18 protein-coding genes are annotated in these 22,519 nt (G+C 49.8%); 8 read left to right on the forward strand and 10 right to left on the reverse strand.

Annotated features, from left to right (window positions below; all coding sequences use genetic code 11):
• The first annotated feature begins 93 nt into the window (after window positions 1-93).
• The 5 genes from ACYZZ0_RS10090 (at window position 94) to ACYZZ0_RS10110 (ending at window position 5,820) form a co-directional block, all read left to right on the forward strand.
• The gene (locus ACYZZ0_RS10090; RefSeq protein WP_461536492.1) at window positions 94-519 is read left to right on the forward strand and encodes an Mpo1 family 2-hydroxy fatty acid dioxygenase; all 426 of its coding nucleotides are present in this window, start codon (window positions 94-96) and stop codon (window positions 517-519) included.
• A gap of 430 nt (window positions 520-949) precedes the next feature.
• Window positions 950-2,266, forward strand: a complete 1,317-nt coding sequence (locus tag ACYZZ0_RS10095) for an OprD family outer membrane porin (protein ID WP_461536493.1) — start codon at window positions 950-952, stop codon at window positions 2,264-2,266.
• A 185-nt stretch (window positions 2,267-2,451) separates the two neighbouring features.
• On the forward strand, window positions 2,452-4,020 hold the full coding sequence (gene ushA / locus ACYZZ0_RS10100) for a bifunctional UDP-sugar hydrolase/5'-nucleotidase UshA (RefSeq protein WP_461536494.1): 1,569 nt from the start codon (window positions 2,452-2,454) through the stop codon (window positions 4,018-4,020).
• 78 nt (window positions 4,021-4,098) lie between these two features.
• A complete protein-coding gene (locus ACYZZ0_RS10105; protein WP_461536495.1) occupies window positions 4,099-4,368 on the forward strand; it encodes a hypothetical protein in 270 nt (89 codons plus the stop codon).
• Between the two features lie 3 nt (window positions 4,369-4,371).
• Complete coding sequence (locus tag ACYZZ0_RS10110; RefSeq protein WP_461536496.1) at window positions 4,372-5,820, forward strand: sodium:solute symporter family protein; 1,449 nt, start codon at window positions 4,372-4,374, stop codon at window positions 5,818-5,820.
• A gap of 30 nt (window positions 5,821-5,850) precedes the next feature.
• Here the strand turns inward: ACYZZ0_RS10110 and ACYZZ0_RS10115 are convergent, their stop codons facing one another.
• A complete protein-coding gene (locus ACYZZ0_RS10115) occupies window positions 5,851-6,387 on the reverse strand; it encodes a cytochrome b (protein ID WP_461536497.1) in 537 nt (178 codons plus the stop codon).
• A 152-nt stretch (window positions 6,388-6,539) separates the two neighbouring features.
• Here ACYZZ0_RS10115 and ACYZZ0_RS10120 point away from each other — a divergent pair, with 152 nt between their 5' ends.
• On the forward strand, window positions 6,540-7,853 hold the full coding sequence (locus ACYZZ0_RS10120; RefSeq protein WP_461536498.1) for an OmpP1/FadL family transporter: 1,314 nt from the start codon (window positions 6,540-6,542) through the stop codon (window positions 7,851-7,853).
• Window positions 7,854-7,900: 47 nt separating this feature from the next.
• The gene (locus ACYZZ0_RS10125) at window positions 7,901-9,895 is read left to right on the forward strand and encodes a sensor histidine kinase (RefSeq protein WP_461536499.1); all 1,995 of its coding nucleotides are present in this window, start codon (window positions 7,901-7,903) and stop codon (window positions 9,893-9,895) included.
• 17 nt (window positions 9,896-9,912) lie between these two features.
• On the opposite strand, the gene ACYZZ0_RS10130 is transcribed toward ACYZZ0_RS10125, so the two are convergent.
• The 9 genes from ACYZZ0_RS10130 to nosR all read right to left on the reverse strand — a co-directional run bounded on the left by ACYZZ0_RS10130 (window position 9,913) and on the right by nosR (window position 21,057).
• Complete coding sequence (locus tag ACYZZ0_RS10130) at window positions 9,913-10,536, reverse strand: pseudouridine synthase (protein WP_461536500.1); 624 nt, start codon at window positions 10,534-10,536, stop codon at window positions 9,913-9,915.
• A gap of 365 nt (window positions 10,537-10,901) precedes the next feature.
• Window positions 10,902-11,573, reverse strand: a complete 672-nt coding sequence (locus ACYZZ0_RS10135; RefSeq protein WP_461536501.1) for a Crp/Fnr family transcriptional regulator — start codon at window positions 11,571-11,573, stop codon at window positions 10,902-10,904.
• A gap of 212 nt (window positions 11,574-11,785) precedes the next feature.
• Window positions 11,786-12,985 carry an NnrS family protein gene (locus tag ACYZZ0_RS10140; RefSeq protein ID WP_461536502.1) on the reverse strand — a complete coding sequence of 400 codons (1,200 nt, stop codon included), beginning with the start codon at window positions 12,983-12,985 and terminating at the stop codon, window positions 11,786-11,788.
• 175 nt (window positions 12,986-13,160) lie between these two features.
• Entirely contained in the window at window positions 13,161-13,781 is a 621-nt protein-coding gene (locus ACYZZ0_RS10145) for a nitrous oxide reductase accessory protein NosL (RefSeq protein WP_461536503.1), read from the reverse strand.
• 32 nt (window positions 13,782-13,813) lie between these two features.
• The gene (locus ACYZZ0_RS10150; RefSeq protein ID WP_461536504.1) at window positions 13,814-14,641 is read right to left on the reverse strand and encodes an ABC transporter permease subunit; all 828 of its coding nucleotides are present in this window, start codon (window positions 14,639-14,641) and stop codon (window positions 13,814-13,816) included.
• Window positions 14,638-15,567, reverse strand: a complete 930-nt coding sequence (locus tag ACYZZ0_RS10155; RefSeq protein WP_461536505.1) for an ABC transporter ATP-binding protein — start codon at window positions 15,565-15,567, stop codon at window positions 14,638-14,640. The genes ACYZZ0_RS10150 and ACYZZ0_RS10155 overlap by 4 nt, the downstream gene beginning before the upstream one ends.
• On the reverse strand, window positions 15,564-16,952 hold the full coding sequence (locus tag ACYZZ0_RS10160) for a nitrous oxide reductase family maturation protein NosD (protein ID WP_461536506.1): 1,389 nt from the start codon (window positions 16,950-16,952) through the stop codon (window positions 15,564-15,566). The genes ACYZZ0_RS10155 and ACYZZ0_RS10160 overlap by 4 nt, the downstream gene beginning before the upstream one ends.
• Window positions 16,953-17,004: 52 nt before the next feature.
• Window positions 17,005-18,906, reverse strand: a complete 1,902-nt coding sequence (gene nosZ, locus ACYZZ0_RS10165; protein ID WP_461536507.1) for a TAT-dependent nitrous-oxide reductase — start codon at window positions 18,904-18,906, stop codon at window positions 17,005-17,007.
• A gap of 9 nt (window positions 18,907-18,915) precedes the next feature.
• Window positions 18,916-21,057, reverse strand: a complete 2,142-nt coding sequence (nosR, locus tag ACYZZ0_RS10170) for a transcriptional regulator NosR (RefSeq protein WP_461536508.1) — start codon at window positions 21,055-21,057, stop codon at window positions 18,916-18,918.
• Between the two features lie 430 nt (window positions 21,058-21,487).
• Between nosR and ACYZZ0_RS10175 the strand changes: the two genes are divergently transcribed.
• On the forward strand, window positions 21,488-21,967 hold the full coding sequence (locus ACYZZ0_RS10175) for a hypothetical protein (RefSeq protein ID WP_461536509.1): 480 nt from the start codon (window positions 21,488-21,490) through the stop codon (window positions 21,965-21,967).
• The last annotated feature ends 552 nt before the right edge of the window (window positions 21,968-22,519 follow it).

The raw sequence follows: 22,519 nt of genomic DNA on the forward strand, positions 1-22,519 counted from the left end.
CCCGGCTCTGAAGCGTATAGGGTTGACCCGCAACAGCCAGACCTGAAGAATAGGGCACACCAATAACAATAATAATATTTGAGAGGCTATACCATGCGGACACTGGAGCAATGGTTTGAAGCATACGGCAGCAGTCACCGCAATGCGGTCAACAAGGCTATTCACTGGGTTTGTGTGCCGGTCATTGTGTTTTCAATTCTGGGGATGTTGTGGGCCTGGCAGCCGTGGCTGGCAATGGCACTGATAGCTATCAGTCTGATGTTTTATATTCGGCTTTCATTGAGGCTGACGCTGGCTATGGGAGGATTACTGGCCGTCTGTATCGGCGTTGGTTATGTGATTGAACCTGTTCTGTTTTTGATTTGTTCGGTATTGTTTGTTTTGGCGTGGATTGGCCAGTTTATCGGACATCATATTGAGGGAAAAAAGCCCTCATTCTTTGAAGATATCCAGTTTTTACTGATCGGCCCGCTCTGGGTGATCGCCTTCCTGTTCAGAAAATTCGGGATTAAATATTAAGCAATTTTGTCTGTTTTCGGATTGAGCTGAAGCCACAGAACAAAATTGACTTACATCACTTGTTTTTAACTCGTTGCTTCAGTTTAATCCCTTGCCCCGCGCGACCTTCAGTCAGAATGTCGCCCTCGGAAATATTACTTTTCTGTTGAGTTTTTAAATAAAAGTTGAGCCTGAAGCTGCAGAAAACTGAGTTAGATCAGTGTTTCGTCAGAAAGTGTAAAAAACTGTGTTTTTTATGCTGATATCTCGTTTCCAGAATAATAATATCGCCGCCGTTTGAGATTGATCATACACACACAAAACAGTTCATCGTACCGGCGACGGATAGGTCTTTTACCTAGAGGTTACCCCCTAGAGACTATTCCGGGTTATCAAAAAGTGTCGGCGAATGGACAATGTTGAACACACAACACATACCTTGGAGTTCAGGATGTTGCGTAAAGCCGCCCTCCCTATGGCCATTGCCGCCGCTCTGACTGCTTCTGCTGCTCAGGCTGATTTCAGCAACTTCTACGAAGACGCTACCATTGGTGGCAAGCTGCGTACTGTTTACATCGACGCTGACAAAAAAGACGGCAAAAGCGATGCTGGTGCCTGGACTGCCAGTGCTGTTGTTGATTTCCGTTCCGGCTACATCTTCGACATGATCGGCTTTGACGCTTCCTACTACGGTGCTGTAGCGATCGATGATGGCGATACCAAAGATCCTAAAAACCTGCTGACTTACGGCGACAAAGACGGTTTCGGCAAGCTGGGTCAGGCTTACCTGAAAGGCAAGTTCGGCGACAAGGACATGGGCTTTTCTTTCAAAGCTGGTCGTACCCGCATCTACACCGGTCTGATCTCCGGTTCCGGTTCCCGTTCCATTCCCAGCTCCTGGCAGGGTATCGACACTGACTTCAACTACCACGGCCTGAACGTGGGTGTTGCCTGGGTGAACAAGGTTCTGCCTCGTGACACTCCAGACATGAAGAACATGGTTACCGCAGAAAAGGTGAACGGCAAGCGTCAGCGCATCAAGCACATCACTGGTATGGAAGCCAGCTACGCTTTCGACAATGGTCTGAAGGTTAAGTACACCAACGGCTTTGCTAAAGATTACGTAAAAGGTCACCAGTTTGTTGCCAAGCAGAAGTACAAAATGGCTGATGGCACCAGCCTGACTGTTGAAGGTAACTACCGCATTTCTCAGGAAAACGGCAAGCTGTGGACCGGCACCGGTGGCTGGGGCGGCAATGGTTTTGGCGACAAGGCTCAAACCTTCGACTTCAACGTGAAGTACGGCATGGGTGCTGGCTACGTTCGTGCAGGTCTGGGTTACACCAAGGCTGACTCCTACAAGAACGGCAGTGACTACAAGACTGCTCGTCACTACTACGATTTCGGTCGTTACTCCTACGGTGCATGGAACACCTGGACCAACTCCGGTCTGGTTGAAGAGTTCTACTGGGATGGTGAAAAAGTTATCGCTGTTGGCGCTGGCTACGACTTCACCGACCTGGGCATGCCGGGTCTGACCATCGACTACAAGTTCCGCAAGGGCTTCAGCATCGACGTAGTAAATGCTTCTACCGGCAAGGTTGACAGCGACGCTTCCGAAACCGAGCACACCTTCGACATCAAGTACAAGTTCCAGAATGTTAAAGGTCTGAGCTCTCGCGTTCGTTACGGTATCTACCAGCAGAACGACGTTCCTGGTGAGTCCGACGAGAACCAGCTGCGCGTTTACCTGGATTACAAGTTCTAAGAGTGATCCCCGTCAGAAAACCTGATTTCTGACCACGGTAAGATGCCAACCCGGTTCTGCTCTTCCCCGCAGAACCGGGTTCTTCAAATGCCATAACTGAAATGTTTTTCATTAGCGCTGTTAATGAAAAATATCTTCACGCCAAGAACTGTTTTTAAGAATAACGTCTACCAAGGATGCCTTTCATGCAAATGATGCATCGCGGGCTGAAGCTGTTTGCAGCTACAGCTATCGCTCTCTCCGTCAGTGCCTGCTCCATGCTGCAGGATTCCGGTGTCAGCTACGAACAGGACAAAACCTACAAGCTGACCGTTCTGCACACCAATGACCATCACGGTCGTTTCTGGCAGGATCGCAAGGGTCGCTGGGGTATGGCTGCCCGTATGACTCTGGTTAACCAGATCCGTGAAGAAGTTGCTGCTGAAGGCGGTAACGTACTGCTGCTGTCCGGTGGTGACATCAATACTGGTGTACCTGAGTCTGACCTGCAGGACGCCGAGCCGGATTTCCTGGGTATGAACATGCTGGGCTACGATGCCATGGCTGTTGGTAACCACGAATTCGACAACCCGCGCGCCATTCTGGAACAGCAGGAAGAGTGGGCTAACTTCCCGTTCCTGTCCGCTAACATCATCGACGAGAAGACTGGTGAGCCGGTATTCAACCCGTACACCACCTTTGAATTCGACGGCCTGCGCGTTGCCGTAATGGGTCTGACCACCACTGACACTCCGAAGCAGACCAGCCCGGAAAGTGTAGAAGGTCTGGAATTCAAATCTCCGGTAGACGTGGCTTCCAAGCTGGTACCGGAACTGGAAGAAAAAGCTGACATCATCATCGCTTCCACCCACATGGGTCACTACACTGACGGCAACTTCGGTGTAAACGCTCCGGGTGATGTGACTCTGGCTCGCAAGGTTGACGGTATCGACCTGATCGTTGGTGGTCACTCTCAGGATCCGCTGTTCGAACCGGATCAGCAGAACGGTACTTACATCGTTCAGGCTCACGAGTGGGGCAAGTACGTTGGTCGTGCTGACTTCGAATTCAAGAATGGCGAGCTGAAGCTGGTTGACTACAAGCTGATTCCGGTTAACCCGAAGAATGCTGAAGTCAAGATTGCTCAGGACGAGAAAATGCTGGCGCTGCTGAAGCCTTTCCAGGACAAGGGCTCCAAGCTGGTTGAAGTTAACGTGGGTTCCATTGACGAGCGCCTGATGGGTGAGCGTAAGGAAGTTCGTTACTTCCCGACCAACGCTGGTATCCTGCTGGGCAAGGCGTTCATGGAAAAGACCGGTGCTGACTTCGCTACCATGAACGGTGGTGGTATCCGTGCCAGCATCGACGCCGGTGACATCTCCTACAAGGACGTACTGACTGTACTGCCTTTCGGTAACACTGTGACCACCGTTGAAATGAACGGTCAGGAAGTGATGGATTATCTGGCTGTTGTTGCGACCAAGCCTGTGAAAAGTGGTGCTTTCGCTCACTTTGCCGGTGCTGAAATGGTTATCGACGGTGACAAGGTTTCCGACGTTAAAATCGGTGGTGAAGCGATCGACCTGGGCAAGACCTACAAGATGGCTATCCTGAGCTTCTCTGCAGGTGGCGGTGACAACTACCCGAACCTGAAGACCAAGCCTGGCTTCGTTGACACTGGCTTCGTTGATGCCGACGTTCTGCGTGAGTATGTTGAAAATCACTCTCCGCTGAAAGTTGCTGAATTTGAACCGAAGGGTGTTATCCGCAAGTAATTGCTGATTCTGTCTTCTGGTGATGAGAAAAACCCGGCCAAAGCCGGGTTTTTCTTTTTGCATAAAAATGTACTTTAAATGCGCTTCATCCTGCATGGTCTAGACTGGATCGGAATCCGGATTGCAGACAAGAAGTTGCAGACAATGAAGTACAACAATATCCGCCGGCTCTATTACCTTGCTGTTTTTCTGCTGATGGCTGTTTCAGTGCCCTGGTATCGTACCCCCGGGCAGGAGACTGAACTGATCCGGGGCTTTCCTGACTGGGTTGTTATTGCCTTCGGTTGTTACTTCACCATTGCAACACTGAATATGTTGTTATGGTTTTTTTCCAGAACGGAGCGATAACTCATGATCTCTCCTCTCTGGTTAATCACCACTTATTTCTGCCTGTTGATTCCGCTTTGTGTTATGGCCCGGCGAGCCAGCCGGAATGGCAGCGCCATTGACCATTATCTGGCCAGTCGTTCACTCAGCTTTTTTGTGCTGTTCCTGACCCTGTTTGCAACCTGCCTCAGTGGCAATACCCTGATGGGGCATTGTGGTCAGGCCTATTATGCCGGCTTTGTCTGGGTGCTTTGTGCCGGACTGTGGGCTGCATCGATGGGTAGTTTTCACCTGTTGGTGCCGAAAATGAGACCACTGGCTGTCCGGCATAATTTTGTGACGCCTGGAGACTGGTTGCGGTTTCGTTTTCCCGGGCAGAAGAGTGGCTGCTGGCTGCGTCAGCTGACGGCATTCTGCTTGTGTGTGGCAATGGGTAATTTTCTGTTTTCCCAGCTGAAGGCCGCCGGGGAAATTATGGCACTCATGACCAATGATCAGATTTCCTACGAACTGGGTGTCATTCTGTTTGCTGTTGTGATTCTGGTGTATGACTCGCTGGGTGGCCTGAGAGCTGTAGCATGGACTGATGTGTTTCAGGGGCTGATTATCCTGCTGGGATTGCTTTTGCTGGTGATATGGCTTGGCGGGCAGTCAGATAATCTTGCACAGTTTGGAGAGCAGGTTACCAGTCATAAACCTGAAGCGGCGCTGGTGCCAGACCGGGCGGCACAGATTAAATGGGTTAGTTTGCTGTTGATGGCCTATATGTCGGTCGTTATCTATCCCCAGTCGATGCAACGGATTTTTGCTGCGTCCAGTCATAAAGTACTAAACCGGTCTTTCGGATTAATGAGTATTTTGGGGGTAGGGTCGAGTGCGCTGGTTCTGGTTATCGGCTGGTGTGCAATATCCATGGTTGACCCGAATGTGATACATAACCGGGATCAGGTATTACCTTATATCCTCGAACTATGGGCGCAAAGCAGCACTTTTGGCCGCCTGGCTGCCAACCTGACGCTACTGGCCGTTTTTGCCGCCATTATGTCGACAGCAGACTCTTTGCTGCTGACGCTGGTTTCTATCTTCAAGCATGATTTTGTTTTGGCTTCTGACCGCCAGACGCTGAGCAAGGATTACTGGATTGCCATTGTGGTCATGGGAATTATCACTGCATTTGCCCTGAATCGTGATATTACCCTTTGGCGGTTGCTGGAGTTCAAACTGGAGCTGCTTATACAGTGCTTTCCGACGTTTGTAATAGCCCTTCACTATCGTCGCTTGCCTGCTCAACCTTATCTTGCCGGTCTGGTTTGCGGCTTGGTCTTTCTGATTGCCAGTCTGGTTTGCGGGATAACGTCGTTTGGTGGACTGAGTGCTGGATTGGTTGGATTAGCTGTAAATCTGATGGTTATTTTTATCGTGTCGAGATGGTGCCGGAATCGGGAGTGGCCGGGTAACCCTGTAGCGGATTAGCCGGGCCACGCCCTAAAAAGAGCTGATACTTCAGAGCATACGTTTCAGCGAGTCATGATCCGGGTGGTCAAACATACGGTGCTTGATCACGGCCAGTAAATGAACAGCAATCACGCCTAGCAGAACATAGGGAATCACTTCATGAATATCATGCAGCAGTGAAGCCAGCTCCTTGTCCTTCTCTACCAGATTGGGCAATACCCAGCCGAACATGGCCACTTCTCTGCCCGGTGCCGCTGCCGACATCAGGTAGCCACTGGCCGGGACCAGAAACATCAATAGATAAAGCAGTGTGTGACCGAGATGAGCCAGACCTTTTTCAATCTTTGGCATAGTCGATGGGAGGGGGGGGATCTTGCTGAATAGCCGAATTACAATCCGCAGCACCAGCAGAAACAGAATCAGTACCCCGAATGATTTGTGCCAAGGGTAAATGTCGTATTTGTAATCAACTGACTTATCCAGCCCGGCCATAAACCAGCCACTGGCAATCAATCCGAGAATGGCGATAGCCATCAGCCAGTGGATAGCTCTCATCATCAGAGAATATCTGTGAGGTGCGCTCATTTTGGTCCCTGCCGTGGTCGGTTATTTTTGTGCCTCTTCTATTAATTACCCTAGACGATTCTGAAGCAGTTTTTTGACGCTGGTTCTTTTGTAATTCCTGTCGCGGCCGATCTTTTTTGTGAATAACTCCGATTTACAGGGATGAGAAGGAAATGATGTTCAGAATTGCAGCCGCATTGTTGCTGCTGGCGGGTTCAGCAGCCCAGGCTACCAATGGATATTTTTCGCACGGTATCAGTTTGAGTGAAAAGGGTCGTGCAGGTGCTGGTGTCGCTTATGGTCAGGACAGTGTCATGGCCGGACTCAACCCGGCGGCTCTCGGGCTGGCCGAGAACGGCTATGAGCTGGGTGTTTCAATGTTTTCACCGCACCGGGAATATCAGTCCCGGGGGAATGCTTCCAGAGTCTTTGTCTCACCACAGCAGTTTACCTTCAGTGTGGGAGATGGTTATCAGCAGGCTGACAGCCGCAACACTTTCTTTGCGATTCCCTTTGCCGGTTATCGCTGGGGTATCAATGACCGCCTGGCTCTTGGGCTCTCCTTCTACGGTCATGGTGGTATGAATACTGAATTCAAGGGTGGTCAGGCCTGGATGGGACCGCAGCCACTCCCTGGAACGCTGGGTGGAGGCAAAACCGGGGTTGATATGGCGCAGGCATTCTCCAGCTTTAATGCCTCATGGAAGCTGAATGACAATGTTGTATTCGGAGCCAGTCTGATCGGGGCGGTACAGCGCTTTAAAGCTTATGGTCTGAGTCGTTTTGCCGGTTTCTCCACAGACGGAAGCCATCTGACGGATAAGGGCTATGACTACTCTTCCGGTTTTGGCTTCAAGCTGGGCGTTATGGCCAATGTCATGCCTGATGTGACGCTGGGTGCTTCCTGGCAGCCACGGATTCGAATGAGCCGGTTTGACCGTTATGCCGGACTTTTTGCCGACAAGGGTCGGTTTGATATTCCTGAAACCTGGAATCTTGGCATGGCATGGAATATTAACCCGGAACATGTAGTGATGTTTGATGTTCAGAGAATCCGCTACAGCAAGGTCAGTTCGGTCGGTAATGGTATGGATCAGCTGGTGAATCGCTGTATGCGCGGGGATACCTCAGGCTGCCTGGGTGGAAAAAATGGTGCCGGCTTTGGCTGGCGGGATATGACCGTTTACAAGCTGGGTTATGAGTGGCAAGTCAAAAATGACCTGAGATTGCGGGCTGGTATCAGTACTACAACCCAGCCGGTTCAGAAACAGGATGTCCTGTTTAATATTCTGGCACCGGGCATTATGGAAGAACATTACACCATGGGGCTGGACTGGAACCTGCAGCCTGAGAGCCGGCTGTCTGTTGCCGTAATGTATGCGCCGGAAGTGACCGTGAAAGGTCAGAATGTATTTGACCCGGCCCAGACCATTGCCCTGAAGATGTATCAGTGGGAACTGACAGTCGGCTATCGTCACAGCTTCTGACAGGTATTGATACTTTCAGATAAACAGCTCGTTCAGGGAAAGGCTGAATGCTGCAAGGGATAAATTGTCGTCTGGTAATGTCTGTGCTGCACACCCTGCTGCTTGCGGCAGGGTGTATGTTGTTTAGCGGACAGACAATAGCAAAAAAGCTGGTGCTGGATGATATCAGGCAGTCAGTAAACCTGTCCGAGTATGTTGAATATCTGGTTGATGAAGAGGCTGAGTGGCGTGTAGAACAACTCAGCCAATCGGCCCTTTCAGAACAATTCAAACCTGCTGATGGTAATACCATCAATGGCGGCATGACCCGTTCAGTCTATTGGCTGCGGCTTAACCTGATGCAAATGGCTGACGAACCGGGTGCATCTGTTCGCTGGCTGCTGGAGATGGCCTATCCGCTGGTTGATGAAATGACAGTTTATCTGCCATCGCCGAAGGGAGGCTTCACCGTTCACCAGCAGGGTGACCTGCAACCCTTCAAATTGAGAGATGTACAGCACCCGCACCTTCTATTACCACTGACTTTACCTGCAGGTGTTGAAACGCCGGTTTATATCAGGCTGGTGTCTGGTGATTCGATGCAGATACCACTGATGCTGTGGAAGCCATTGGCGTATATCGAGCATGCGTCTGCGATCGCTTATGTGTTCGGTATGATTTATGGCGTTCTGGCGGTGATGTTTCTGTATAACTTGTTCCTGTTTATCTCGGTACGGGACCTCAGCTACCTCTATTACATTCTCTGTATTGCGTCGTTTGGCTTGCATCAGGTAGCCGCCAATGGTGTAGGTTATGCCTATTTATGGCCGGACTGGCCCTGGTGGCAAAATATCTCCGGTCCTTTCCTGATTGGTGGTACAGAAGTATTTGCGGCACTGTTCGCCCGCAGTTTTCTTAATACTGAACAACATGCCCCGACACTGGATAAGATGTTGAAAGCGCTGGCTGTAGCCGGTGCCGGCGTCATGCTGGTTTCGCTGTTTGTCGATCATTTCTGGGCTATGTGGTTGGCTATCGCTGTTGCCCTGCCGCATATTCCCACCATGCTGACGGTAGGTATTCGTTGTGCCATGAGTGGCAACCACTCAGCTCGCTATTTTGTTGTGGCCTGGTTTGCTTTTCTGGCTGGTGGCGGCATATATATGATGATGCTGCTGGGGCTGCTTCCCAATAATGATTTCACCAATTATTCCGTACAGGTTGGTCAGACAATAGAAGTCACATTGCTGTCACTGGCCTTGGCCGATCGTATCAACCGGCTAAGGGAAGAAAAGATTGCTTTCGAAACCCATGCACGCGAGCAGCTGGAAGAAGTAAATGCTGCACTGCAGGAAAGTAACCGGCTGAAAGATGATTTCCTGCACACCGTAACACATGAACTCAGAACACCAATGAATGGTGTGATGGGTATGCTCGATCTGATGAAGGTCGAGGATGATCCTGAGTCTATGCAGGAGTTGTTGGGTGTGGCATCACAGTCAGCCGATGAAATGCTGCATATCGTGAACAGTATCCTGACTCTGGTTGAGCTTCAGTCAGGGCAGCAAACCAAGCAACCATCAGCCTTTACCGTTACAGATATAGTGAAACCTCTGGCAGACCGTTACCAGCCTTTGTGCAATGAAAAATCATTGCAGTGGAGGGCTGATGTCGAGGATATCGGCGAAATCAAGTTAGAGGGTGATCATGGCAAGATTTCACAGATACTGGAGTGCCTGCTTAGTAATGCCATCAAGTTTACCGAGCAGGGCGAAATAGCTTTGGAAATATCACTGGCTGAAGATGAGTCTGAAGCCGCCAAGCTGAATTTTGAAGTCAGAGACACCGGTATTGGTATGTCTTCGGAAGTAAAAGACAGCATCTACAAGGCATTTGAGCAAGTGGACGGCAGTATGAGCCGTCGCTTCGGCGGCCTGGGCCTGGGACTGGCTTTAGCCCAGGCGCTGGTGGAGGTATTGGATGGAAAACTGAGTCATGATTCGGAACCTGACAAAGGTACTGTTTTCCATCTGAGCATTCCTGTAGTCCGAACAGTTGCTTAAGCCTGTTACTTTTGACGTTATAGTTTGACCTCTCGCCATTCACCCGGTTGTAGCTTTTCCAGTGACCATGGACCTATTTTACTCCGTATCAGCCGCAGTGTTGGAAATCCTGCCGCAGCAGTCATTCGGCGCACCTGTCGGTTACGTCCTTCCTTGATGGTCAGCTCAAGCCAGCAATCTGGCACAGATTTGCGTTCACGCACCGGAGGAATCCTTGGCCAGACGGATGGCGGGTCAATTCGCTTGACGCTGGCCGGCAAAGTTATGCCATCTTTGAGCTCAATCCCCTTGCGCAGCTGTTCCAGATCACTCTCTTCAGGAATACCTTCGACCTGAACCCAGTAGGTTTTTGCCATTTTCTGCTTCGGGTTGGCAATTTTGTGCTGCAGCTGGCCATCGTTAGTTAGCAGCAACAGGCCTTCACTGTCTCGATCGAGGCGGCCCGCAGCGTAGACACCGGGGATATCAATAAAGTCTTTCAGAGTTTTCCGCCCATTCTCATCAGTAAACTGGCAGAGAACATCGAATGGTTTGTTAAAAGCGATCAGTCGGGCAGGACCCGTTGGTTTTTTATTTTGAGGACGTCGCCGGGGGTTGAATCCGGGAGTTGGTTTGCGCGGGTTTCGCGGCTTGAATGACATAGTGATGCAGCTGTACGGGTCTTTAATGATAGAGGACAGTGATTATATCAGTCGTAATGCCAAACCGGTTGAAATCACGTGGATAAATTATCGGCTCAAGGCACGGAAGTTGATAAAAGCAGAAGGTATTTGTTCGGAATCAGGTTAGCGAATCGTGGATCAGTGCGCATTTTAAAACTTTATCTGCACACCATAATAGAGCCTGTAGATAAGCGCTGTTCCGTACTTATCTCCACGGGCAGGGCATGTGATATTTAATCCCCTCCTGAATATCAGTTTGCCCTGTCATGTTCGTTCTTGTGCTGATTTGGCCCCGTGTTTAACGACACGGGGCTTTTTTTATTGCTTGTTCCTATCGTTATTCATTATTCGTAATGAAGCAGCCGCTCATCATCCAGAATTGTCACCTGACGCCCATCTACCGCAATAATATTATCATCGGACAGTTTGCGCATGATGCGGGAAAAGGTCTCGGGCTGGATTGATAAGCGGGCGGCAATCAGCCGTTTTGGAATGGGCAGATCGATTTCCGGCTGCTCTGTCCTACTCTGAATCAGGTAACGCACAACACGGTGCGTCGTATTCTTCAGCGACAGTGTTTCAATCTCATTGATTCTTTGATGCAGCCGTATACTCAGCTTTCCCAATAATGCCATGGCGAGCTCGCTATTGTTTTTTAACAGCTGCTGATAGGTCTTGTTGGAAAAGGAAAACAGCTGGGATGAAGCCAGTGCCTGGGCATTCACCAGATAGTTTTTTTTATCCAGAAACATAATGGCTTCGGCAAATGTTTCATGGGGTCCGATCAGTTCCAGCACTTTTTCATTACCGTCCGGGGAAACCCGGTACAGCTTGATCATGCCGTCGAGCAGGAAATAGAAGTGCTCGGCAGGCTCTCCCTGACGAAACAGCAGGTTGTCCCGCTCAAGATTGATCAGCTGAGCATCTTTCAGTAACAGGCCCAGTTCATCATCGGTAAAAGATGAGAAAAGATGGTGCTGGAGCAGGGTGCTGGCGTGAACACGCTTGAGTTCCATAGAGAGACAGTCCTTCGCAGTCAAACTGGTCAGGCACCAGCTTCTTCGATGATCGGTTAGTGTATTCTATCCTGCTCAGGATTGTGTACATAGATTGTTTGCAATAAAAGGCTTTTGTTTCAGCCTGTTACGGAAATATAAGGGGTGATTTTTGAGTGTTGAATAACTCGCCTCGATTATTATCAAGGCGAGTTATTTACAATGGACTGAATTTATCCGGGGCGGCCATCCACTCTGGGGCGGCTAAGAACAGGCAGATAAACGACAAAGAAAATACCATAGGCTGTCAGCCAGAACGTAATACTTGTCATCAGCCAGATATCGTACTGATAGGGCAATACAGCTGGCATCAGTCGTGCAATGGCAGCAACAATGATCAGTCCAAATGCCAGATTAATGGCTTTACCGCTTTGCAAAGGCCGTCCGGTATGGCCCAGTGATACCCGTGATATCATCGCCAGAACCAGTCCACCAATACCACCGACGGTCAGAGCATGAATCATGATGGTGGGTGCTACCGGGGCGCCGGCATAATGAAGGAAGGCAAGCAATAACCCGATTACTATAAACAGATAAGCGGCATGCAGCGACCAGAGCAATGGGATGGACAGGGTTTTTTGTCCACGCCAGGTCGCAACCCGAATCAGGTTTGCGATACCGGCCAACAGGGCACATAGTGCACTGAGTAACTCCAGCTGCTCGGCCAGTCCGGCTATAACCAGCACAGTCAACAGTACCAGTGGAAGAATCGAACCCAGCTCAATGACTTTGTATCGGGTGACCGGCGGCAAACCCAGTTTATTGGAGGTAAAGAAGGGAATCACGCGCCCGCCAAGAATAACCATCAGCAGAGTTATCAGAAAGATACTGCCATAGGCTCCCTGATACGCCAGAGTGAAATCTCCGGTTATAACACCGGCATGCATCAGGGCATTGGCCAGCGCCATCATTAACAGTACCGGCGTGAATACAAGGTTGCGCCACATTTTTACCCGGATCACATAGTTTGCCATCAGTGCTGCAGTGACCAGAGGAAAAGCGACATCGATACCGGCAATCAGAAGTTGTGATATCGAGCCGGGAAACAATAGCAGTATTCGACCCGCCAGCCAGAGTGAAAACAGCAATGCCAGCTGAGCGCCTTTAAGTCCGGGAAGGCCGGTCCAAGTCTGCACTGCTGTCAGCAGAAAGCCAGCAATAATGGCCAGAGTAAAGCCAAAGATCATTTCATGCATATGCCACCAGAGCATGCCCCCGTAAGGCGCCAGATCAAGGCCATGAAACAGGAACATGCCCCACAGTAACAGACTGATCAGGCTGAACAGGGCACCGGCCAGAAAGAAAGGGCGAAAGCCGAGACGAAGCAGAGCGGGTATCTGTTCTTCCCGGGCAGGATCCGTAATTTGCATCATGACGACAGCTATCCATATCAGGGGGAGTGTTATCTAACGGATAAACGCAAGAGGATGCAAATCAGGTTGGAAGCAAACATGATTATGGTCAAGTACAGCCTGAGAGCTGCAGGGCAGGCTAACGTATAAATAGCCTGCCAGTATAAATAGCTGTTGTATGATGCTTTATAACAGACTAACTATCGCTGCCGGATGCATCCATAGTCATATGTTCATGGTGTTTGTGCCCGGATTCAGAATGATGCATATCCTTCATATCCATGTTGTGCATCATGCCCGCCGGCTGATCGTTCAGAACCTGCAAGGTAATGTCGTCAAAACGGATGACCTTACCGCCGAAGTCTTGTGCAAATTTGTCCGCAGCGGCCTGTTCAGCAAAGCTGGCCAGGGTGGTGCCCATCGCTCCTGCTTGGCTGCTGCCGGCTACATACCAGGCATCTCTGGCATTGATAAAGGCTTCGTCATCGGGAGTATTCCAGGGGCTGACAGCCATATCATGAACAAATATGGCATCGATATTTGGCTGGTTTTCAGGTTGGAGCACCCAGGCAAACAGATCACGGGTAGAGCAGAAACGTTTTACTACTTCACTGCCTTTTGCATACAGCTCACCCTTCGGTCCCGGATGATTTTTGATAATCATACCGCAAAGATGGCAGGTGTCGCCTGACTCGATAGGTACCGGTTTATGCTCAACAACAGTTTCCGGATCGCTGCAAGCTGTTAGCAGGGCAATTAAAAAGCCTGTCAGAAGGGCAAAAAGAGTTGTTCTATTGAGCATGTTGGTAATCAGCATGACCTGCTATTCCTTACACCTATTGCAGAAAATTAGAGTGCTCTTCGGCGGAAACATATCAGGGCGATAGATACCGGCAATAAAAGCCAGGTCAACATGGCACCAATCAGCCCCCAGGCAGGAAATATGCCGCCGGATGCCACAGACATCAGACCTGTCAGAGCCTGTTCGCCACCCAATCCCTGGAGATTGAGTAACCGGAAAATATCAGTGGGATTCAGAAGTAGCAGCCAGGGAAATAACTCACCGCTGATTTGCCCGCCGGTGGCAACCAGTATGCCAAGTAACCCCATATCAAAAATCAGTACAAATAACAGCCAGATCACCAGCGCCAGACCGGCTGCTTTGGATTTTTCCTGAACGACTGCGCTGACTAGATAAGCAATACCGATAAAACACCAGCCCAGCAGAATGGAAGACAGGATAAGTAGCAGAAAGGGTTGAATCAGGCCTGTCCAGCCGGTGTCAGAGAACAGTCCCATCATTACCGCAGCTGAACCAAAACCCAGAATGGTTGAGGTGGCAAGAATAGCGCCGTGTCCCAGCCATTTTCCGAGCAGCAGCTGGTCGCGACTCAGGGGGTAGGTCAACAGCAGAAGCAGGGTGCCGTTTTCTGCTTCTCCGACCAAGGCATCATAAGCCAGCATCAGTGCAATCAGTGGAACAATAAAGACCGCCAGACTGGCAAGGCTGGCAATTGTGGTAGCGACCGGAGCGAAACCACTCTGTCCGGCAGCTGCCGCACCGAACACGGCCAGCCCGATGGCCAGCAAGGCCAGAATAACTGCGATGGCCAGCAGCCACCGATTGCGTAAACCATCCTGGTATTCTTTGCCGGCAACGATCAGCAGTGCATTCATGACTGCACCTCCCGGTTAGTGACAGGCTGACAGAAATGGTTGTACAGGTCTTCAAGATTGGGGATATGCCACTGAAAATCTGTCACTTGTTGCATGGCTGCCAGTGTTTGCATCATTTTCATCTTGTCCTGGCTGTTGCCGCCAAGTACCAGATGGTTTTCAAGATTGGAATCCCCGGTGTTTTCCAGCATATGCTTCACATCCTGCGGCAGATTGCTGAGTAAATCCCGACCTTCAATTTCCAACCTGACCGGTAGCTTTGCCTGCTTTCTTAATGTACCCAGAGAACCCAGCGCCAGCAGTTGTCCTTTACCCATAATGGCGGCTCTGTCGATATAGCGCTCAACTCCGGGTAAAACATGAGAGCAGAGGATAACGCTACAACCCTGTTCCTTGAGTTCAGCCACACTCTGATAGAAATCCTGGGTAGCAACCGGGTCCAGCCCAACGGTGGGTTCGTCCAGTAAAAGCAGTTTCGGCTCTCCCAGCATGGCCTGGGCAAGCCCCAGCCGTTGTCGCATACCTTTGGACCAGGTGCCGACCTTGCGGTTAATAGCATGGGAAAGTCCCAGACGTTCCAGCAGAGCCAGACATTGTTTACGACCAAAGCCCTTCAGTTTGGCAAAAAACATCAGTACTTCCAATCCGGTCAGTTGTTCATAGAAACTGACATTTTCCTGCAGAAAACCGATCTGGTGACGTTTGTTGAGAAATTCCTTCTGATCCGGAGCCTGACCGAAAACAGAGATATGGCCTTCATCGGGTGACAGTAATCCCAGAATCAGTTTGATACTGGTGCTTTTGCCGGCACCGTTGTGACCAAATAATCCCAGTACTTCACCTTCTTCCAGTGAATAGCTGATATTTTGAATGGCTTTCAGGTCACCAAAGTTTTTGGCCACATTTTCCAGTTGCAAGACACTCATAGTGACTGCTCCCCGTTCTGCTTGTATTCAACGGCTTGGTTTGCCACAGAGCTATCTATTGATGTGTCTGCTGCTGAAATGTTTGTGTTGCTGTCGATATACCCCTGGGCAGGATTTGCCATCAAGGGGTAGCTGTCTTTTACGCCTGGTGCCTTGAATACCGGAAACTGCTGCTGCACCCAGCGCAACACAACGACAGCGGGAGAGTTAATCAGCAGGCGTGAAGAAGGATATTTCCACAGCAGTCGATCCATGCTGTCATTGGGTTCATAAGCGGTATCACCCAATCCGTCTCCATTCATATCCCAGCCAAGGTAGTCGCTCCAATAATTGCCCCGTGAGAGATTACCGTTCTTGGCTGACCACTCCTGGGTATCATTAACGACGTATTTCACCTGGGTGCGGTTATTAATAAAGGCATTTTCATAAACCTTGTTACCTTCGGAGCCGGCTGTCAGGTGAATACCGAGATCGCTGTCGACAAAGCTGTTGCCGCGAATGGTATTAAAAGCAGAGTTATAGACAAACAGCGCCTTTCCTTCTGCTCCCAGAACAGTGCCCATACCCGGAGCGTGGATACGCTGTATCCGGTTATCCCGGATCTCGGAATAGGTAATGAAATTCATCAGGATGCCGTAGCTTTCATTATCTCTTGATACGTTACCGGCAATGAGCAGATTTCTGGATGACATCAGTGCCAGCCCGACCCGGTTATTCCAGGACTGGTTATCTACGACTTCATTGGAGTGGGAGTACATGTAGTGAATGCCGAAACGCAGATCATGCATGCGGTTGTTAATCAGGCGGTTATTCTGGCTGGAGATGATATACAGACCATCCCGGGTCTCTGAGATTTCGTTGTCGCGGACTTCAATATTCTTAACCAGTGACAAATGAATCCCATTGCCACGATCCGCTGAGCGAAGGCTGGAATTACCTTTCACCCGGTTATTTCTTATCAGGCCACCGTCGACTTTTTCGAAAAAGATACCAAAGCTGTCACCCTGCAGGGTGTTGTGTTCGACAAGGGCATTATCCGCACCTTTCTGGACATAGATGCCGGCGTTCTGGGCGGTCAGATCATCACCCCAGTTAACGACTTCCAGCCCACGCACCGTCACATTCGGAGCTGTTATACGAAGGGCGTCTTTTTTGCCGTTGGCATCAATAACTGCGCCAGATTGCCCGGACAGAACTATTGATTTTGAAACAATAAAATTACCGCGATATCGGCCTGCCTTCAGTACCAGCTGGTCACCGGTCTGGCTGGTATTGAGTAACTGTTGCAGGTCATCACCGGGAGAAACCGGAATCTCTGCAGCAGCAACTGTGCGGGTACCAAACAGTAAAAACAGCAGGTAAAAAAGGCAGACAGAATAACGCATAGTCACTTTCCTGTGGCAGACACACTATGTGCCTGCCTTACTTACTTCCCGATCAGGCTTTTTCAACCAGCATGCGACCACGCATTTCCATATGCAGGGCGTGGCAGAACCAGTGGCAGTAGTACCAGTGGACACCGGGTTTATCAGCCTTGAAGGTGATAGACGAGGTTTGCTGCGGGCTGATTTCCATGCTGACGCCGTGATTGACCAGACAGAAACCGTGAGTTACGTCTTCGACGATATCGAGGTTGGTCACAAACACAGTGACTTCATCGCCTTGCTTGACGGTAAAGTCAGTGAGGCCAAAGCTCGGGGCAATCGAGGTCATATAAACCCGAACCTTGTTGCCATCCCGAATGACTTTGTTGTCCATTTCCAGGATTACACCGTCTTTCTCGGCCTGAGCTTTGGCACCGGCAAAGAAAGGATCATCACGAGTCCAGACTTTTTTGGTCTTGACCTTGCTGCGGTGAACAATCATACAGTCGTGTGGCTCGGCATACGTCGGGCCATCATGAACGATCCGCATTTCATCGCCGGAGATATCAATCAGCTGATCGTTTTCAGGATGCAGCGGGCCGGCTTTCAGGAAGCGATCCTTGGAGAACTTGCACAGGGCAACCAGCCATTTGCCATCAGCATCGCGGGTTTCACCCATGGAGGTGTGGTTGTGGCCCGGCTGGTAATGTACATCAAGTTTCTGGCTGATGTAATTCACTTTTTCGCCGTTATAGGCGCGGACTGCCTTTTCAACATCCCACTTGACGATCTGGCTGTCGATAAAGACGGTGGTGTAGGCATTGCCACGGCCGTCAAAGGCAGTGTGCAGCGGCCCCAGGCCCAGTTCCGGCTCGGCAACAATGGTGTCACGCGGCTTGATCTTGTCGCTGAACAGGTCGTCCAGACGGGCAATTTCAATCACACTGACAGTCGGTGACAGTTTACCGTTGGCAACAAAATATTTGCCGTCCGGTGCGGTATTCAGGCCGTGAGGGCTCTTCGGTACCGGAATGTAGCGGGTCAGATCGCTGCCTTTACGGCCGTCAACAACCGGTACTTTGGAGTCACCAATAGTCTGGAATTTGCCGGCTTTGACTGCGGCTTCAATCCGGGGAATATTAAAGACCACCACCCAGTCACGCTCTGCTGAAATCATTTCCGGCAGGGTCATGCCCTTTTCGCTGTTGTAGCAGGTCGCTGCGACATACTTGCCTTGATAATCGGCATCGGTGTTGTCAAGGTTACCATCGACAATGACCTGAAATACGACTTCCATCTTCTCGGCGTCAATCACGTTGAACATGGAGAAATAGTTTTCGGTATTGTTCAGATCCCGGCCATCGTTTGGCAGTGGAATTTCATATTCACCATTAGCGAAAAGGTACTTGGTGTGCGGTACTTTTTGTACCCGCAGGCCATGAATAGCTGAGACATTCGGTACTTCGACAATTTTGTCGGTCTTCATCACATCACAACGGATCCGGGCTACCCGGGTGTTGGCCTTGTCATTGATGAAAACATACTTGCCATCGTAATGACCATCAGTCATGGACATATGCGGGTGATGGCAGTCACCGTTCAGGTACTTGGATGAGTCTCCCAGCACATCTTTACTTTCGTTGGTCAGGCCCCAGCCGGTGGCTGAATCGACATTGAAAACGGGAATCCGAGTCAGTTCACGCATAGAAGGCAGGCCCAGCACCCGCACTTCACCAGAGTGACCGCCACTCCAGAAACCGTAGTATTCGTCCAGTTCACCCGGAGCGATAACACCATGACCGGCACCTGTTTTGGATGAAGCAGCCTGAGCAGTCGGAGCCAGCAATCCTGTTGCCAGACCAGTACCGGCTGCAATCATTCCGGCTCCACCCAGTGCAGCAGCAGAACCAAGGAACATACGACGGCTTATACGAACGTGCTCGGATACATTCTTGTCATCTGGATCAATTTTCATGTCTTTTCCTTATGGGCCTTCCTGTACGAGAGGAATCTCACCATCAAACGACGGACGAGTTTTGTTGCGCTTTTTCTTTTTCAGAATCAGGGGCGGGCACTTGCTGTCGTTGTAATAGGTGATCTGACAGTCAAGGCAGTGATGGCATTCGTTAGGGTTAATCTCGCCATCCGGAGCGATGGCCTGGATTTCACATTCATTGGCACAGACCCGGCAAGGCTTGCCGCACTCCGGGCGACGCTTGAGCCAGTCAAACAGTCGCATTCGGGCAGGTACAGCCAGCGCAGCACCCAGCGGGCAGATATAGCGGCAGTAGGCCTTGCGAGTGAAGATGGAAATAAACAGGAGGAAACCGGCGTAAAAAGCAAAGCCCCACTCGCGCTGGAATTTCAGGGTGATCGCAGTTTTAAAAGGCTCGATCTCGGCATAACGCTCGGCTGTTGCCAGTGATTCCAGTGATATCGCAAACAGCACCAGCAGAATGATGTATTTGATGGCCCACAGTCGTTCGTGCACTGCCCAGGGTAATTCGTACTGTTTTACCTTGAATTTACGAGCCAGTTCATTGATCAGTTCCTGCAATGCACCAAACGGGCAGAGCCAGCCACAAAAAATTCCCCGACCCCAGAGCAGCAGCGTCATCGCTACAAAGCCCCAGAGAATAAACAGCATTGGATCAAGCAGGAACATATCCCACTTGAAACCGTTCATCAGGGCATGAATAAAGGTAAAGACATTGACGATTGATAACTGTCCCAAGGCGTACCAGCCGATAAAAAAGACGGTATAGACCAGATATCCGGTACGCACACGATGCAGCAGTTTCGGATGGCGAACCAGAATATCCTGCAGGAACAAAATAACGGTCAGGATCCCAAGCCCGATACCCAGCACTGCAATCTGGAAGGGTTGCTGTTTCCAGACTGAAACCCACAGAGGTTCAGGTTCTGGCTCTACAACCGGGGCAGGGCGGGTAATATATTTTTCGGGTGTTGTGTAATCACCATAGAAACTGGTGAAAATACTTTTGATCGGGCCTACCTGACGGCGTACCAGTAATTCCAGTTGCCAGGGGCTGCCCGGATCGAACTCATATTTGGCCCGGGCAATAAAGATGGACATCTCTCCAAAGCCTGGGAAACCGTCGATATAAACATCATCCAGACGGTAGTAGTCGGAGTCCCGGAAACTGATGCTGTTGTTATTCTGCTCCAGCTGAATCCGGTCGAAAATACCACCGCGTACATAGCCGTTGCCCTTGAAGGAATAAAGGCCATTGGCCATCACTGCAAAAGCCTGATCACCGGGCTTCAGTTCACCCATCAGCCACTGATACTCACTGTCTCCCAGCAGGTTACGACCCACTGTCGGAATATTCAGCGGAGCATAGTAAAGCTCGATAAAGGTGTCGTTCTTTTCTTCGGCTGCCGCTTCTTCAATGCCTTCACCCTCGGTTCCGACAAAGGCTTGATCGATATCGGCACGCTGGAGTTTCAGCATCCGGACTGAGCCGTCACCGGTCAGGGTCAACCAGTCAGCAGGTTGAAACAGGTCATCCTTTATTGTGGCTGGCAGCGATGCCTGGCTTGCAGCATCAATAACACCGAAAGCTGCAGCGACTTTTGCTGCAGCACGCATAACAGTTTCATTTACCACCATCACAGTAACGGTGGCACCGGTAATAGCATCGACGTTGATAACGCCTTCCTGATTGCCGGCACCCACCCGTACCCGGTCGGTGACATTCAGGCCAATATAATCCGCTGCAAAATCAAACAGGGATTGCTCCGGAATACCTACCAGAAGAATCGGCTCATGGTGCTCAAGTACTTCAGAGGCTAGAATCTTGCCATCAGGGTCGATAGCAACCAGCATATTGACCGGTTTGCCTGAGTAGGCGGGAATATCAACAACATTTTGGGTTTCAAAAGCCCAGCCAATAGTTTGCTGATCCTTTTTTATAACCCAGGCAGAGTAAGGTTCGGATACCTGAGAGAAGGATGCCTGCGGGAACTTCTGTTGTAGCAGGTTTGGTATGGTGTCCTGCGAATGGCTGAATACCGAAAAGCCTGTCAACGCACTGATCAGAACGAAGAAACGCGCTATATAGAATAATGCTGCCTGATACTGACTCTGGCTGTAGGGCTTCACCACAACACCTGTTAACTTTTCTTGATTTGCAGGTGCGACATTTTGTCGCAGTTAACAGGTGTTCACTCTTGAGCATAATCAAGGTTTGAAAAAACGGTGCGAATAGCGAGTGGTTTTTTGATTCGGGTCAATAAATAAGGTCTGTGAAATGTAAAGACATGGACATTCAGTTTTTGAAAGTACTTTTAATTGAAGAAATAATGCTGTTGGGTTTTCTGCTTTTGGAAAGCAATAGCATTTCATTCAGTCGCTTTAACTACCGGTAGTAATCACCGAAGTGTACTGTCGTGACAGCAGATCAGCTTTCTATCTTAGGTTATCAGCAAGTAAGTCGTAACTATCTGCCTGCAGACCGCTAATCTTGGTAGACTCCCTACTTTTCAGTTCGCAGGATTTTGGTAGAATTCGCGCTTTTTTGCCGGAGAAGGCCATGAGTGAACAGCTGCTGGAAAAGCTGAAACAAGAAAACCGCGCGCTCAAAGCCGAGCTGAAAGCTTTGCAAGCTGACAACCCGAAGCGCCTGAAAGAACAGAACAAGCGCCTGCAGGCTCAAAACCGTGGTAAAGATGCTGAGCTGAATCAGTTGAAGCAAAACCTGAAAAAAGTCACCAAAGAACGTGATGATTTTAATGCTGTGCTGGATGATCTGGGGGCACTGGCCACTCCCCAATGGCTGTCTGAAGACAAGTCGTGGGCGATCTACCTGTCCCGTCCCGAATTTACCGGTGAAGAACTGGCCGATGATGAACTGCATCTGAAGATTGTCGATCTGAAAACCGGCGGCGCCAAAGTCGTACATGTTGACGAAACTGAAAACGGTAACGAAGTTTCTTGGCCGCGGATGCGTACTGTACCGAAAAATGTAAAGGATGAAGTCAATAAAATCGTGGCTGAAATCTCCTGGTCATAAAGCTATTAGCTGACATTATTGGGTATCACCATATTTAAGTAGTGAATAATCATCGTTTATTTGCTCGTTGCCAGCTTATTCATTGGTGATACTCGATTTTACATAGGTACTGATATCCAAAAATGCCGAATATGTAGCAATATTTTCAGTAGTTGTTAGCACTGTGTACCAATCCCGCCGAGTGTATATTTCCTGTCAACACGTTTCTTACAAATAAAGACCCTGTGTAAACGGAATGTTGCTTTCTTGAAAGAAAAGTATGCGAAATGCCGAAATTTCGGGAAAACACCCTGCGATTTAATTGCCGCAGATCAACATTGTTAACGCTCGTATAGCTCAATATTCGGCACCCTGCTTATTCATTAGTGTAAACATCGAATTAGCGGGCTTTGAAAAGCGGTAAAACCGGTTTTTAGCGCCGTGAAAATACGTGGTTAAAGAAACATTCGTTTTGGAAACAGTTGTTTTCATGGGGCCAGGGGGGGTGGATGTTCCCGCTGGGTTTTGAATTCAGTTAAACACATTTAATCAGTCAGTTTTTTAACCGAAAGC

Origin of the sequence: Spongorhabdus nitratireducens (assembly GCA_947387575.1) — a bacterium.
In the GTDB taxonomy this organism is placed as follows: Bacteria; Pseudomonadota; Gammaproteobacteria; order Pseudomonadales; family Endozoicomonadaceae; genus CANDOC01.